This is a genomic window from Streptomyces sp. URMC 126 (assembly GCF_051386555.1).
Taxonomy (GTDB): Bacteria; Actinomycetota; Actinomycetes; order Streptomycetales; family Streptomycetaceae; genus Streptomyces.
On sequence record NZ_JBPQTX010000587.1, the window covers coordinates 1 to 1,610 of the forward strand.

Here is a 1,610-nt window from a genome sequence, read left to right on the forward strand (position 1 = left end):
CACCCGCCCCCCGACGGAACCCCGCTCCTCCTCCCGGTGGTTCGTCCCCTAGGGGTTGTCATACCCGAGGGGTACGGTGAGTTGAGTCCGGCGGCTGATGACCGCGGCGCCGGACATTGGTGGAATGGACGGAGTCGTGCGGGAGGGAAGGTCTCCGGACAATTCTCCCGACTCCGACGCCCCCACCGAGCGGTCGGGCCACAATGAGCCTGGGGATGGGCGAGTGCACGACGCGAGAGACCGCCGCAGACGACGGAGGTAGAGCACATGGCACGGATCCAACCGACACCCGGCGCCGACGGCCACGAGCCGGCCGGGGCCACCGGGCCCTCGGGGGCCGGCCGCCGCAAGGCCGTCCGTTACGCGGTCCCCGTCGCGGTGGCGGGCGTCGCCGCCGCCACGATCGGCATCGGCTCGGCCCTCGCCACCGCGGGGGACCCCGACCTGCCGAAGATCACCGCACAGGACTTGATAGCCAAGGTCGCCGCCTCGGACGTCCAGCAGCTGTCCGGCTCCGTCCGCGTCACCACCGACCTCGGCCTGCCCTCCCTCCCGTCGGGCGTCTCGCTCGGCGGGGCGATGGGCAAGGCCGGCGGCGGCAAGGGCAAGGCCGACGCGAACCCCGCCGGCAAGCTGACCGAGCTCGCCTCCGGTTCGCACACCCTGCGCGTGGCCGCGGACGGCCCGGACAAGCAGCGGGTGTCCATCGTCGAGCGCGCCGCGGAGTACAGCCTGGTCCGCAACGGCGACCAGGTCTGGGCGTACGACAGCGGCAGCAACGCGGCGTACCACACGACCGCTCCCAAGGGCGCGGCGGACGGGAGCCGTGACCACAAGGTGCCCGAGGGGCTCGCCGACGCCTCCCCGCAGGAGCTGGCGAAGAAGGCCCTCGCCGCGGCGGAGGGCACCACCGACGTGGCGGTCGACGGCACGGCCAAGGTGGCCGGCCGGGACGCCTACCGGCTGACCCTCACGCCCAAGCAGAGCGAGTCGACCGTCGGGTCCGTCCGGATCGCCGTGGACGCGAAGAACGGCGTACCGCTGAAGTTCACGCTCACCCCGAAGGGCGGCGGCAAGGCGGCCGTCGACGTGGCCTTCACGAAGGTCTCCTTCGACCGGCCGAGCGCCTCCACCTTCACGTTCACCCCGCCCAAGGGGGCGAAGGTGACCGAGGGCTCGCACGACGGGAAGGCCGGCCGGCAGGGCGCGGACGGGTTCGGGAAGGGCAGCCTCCCGGCCGCCCCCGGGACGGACACCGCGTCCGCCCCGAAGGTGACGGGCACCGGCTGGGCGACCATCGCCCGGCTCGACACCGGCAAGGGCACGGGCGGCATGGGGGCCGGCAAGGGCCTCGGCCCGAAGGGCGGAGCCCACGCGAAGGACGCCGAGAAGCTGCTCGACAGCCTCGGCGGCAAGGTCACGGGCTCGTTCGGCTCCGGCCGGCTCGTCAGCACCCGCCTGGTGAACGTCCTGCTGACGGACGACGGCAAGGTGTACGCGGGCGCGGTCACCAAGGAAGCGCTGCTGAAGGCCGCGGACTCCGCCCGCTAGGCGGGAGAGGAGCGCGCGCGGTACGGGGGAGAGTGGAGGGGGCTTTGAGGCATCGGGGG

Annotated in this window: 1 protein-coding gene; it reads left to right on the forward strand. The window is 73.6% G+C overall.

The window, feature by feature from the left end:
• Window positions 1-267: 267 nt before the first annotated feature.
• The gene (locus ACSNOK_RS32935) at window positions 268-1,551 is read left to right on the forward strand and encodes a LolA family protein (RefSeq protein ID WP_436784456.1); all 1,284 of its coding nucleotides are present in this window, start codon (window positions 268-270) and stop codon (window positions 1,549-1,551) included.
• The last annotated feature ends 59 nt before the right edge of the window (window positions 1,552-1,610 follow it).

Bases quoted from the DNA above. Each gene is read 5' to 3' on its own strand.
- ACSNOK_RS32935 (WP_436784456.1), top strand. From the start codon at position 268: ATGGCACGGATCCAACCGACACCCGGCGCCGACGGCCACGAGCCGGCC.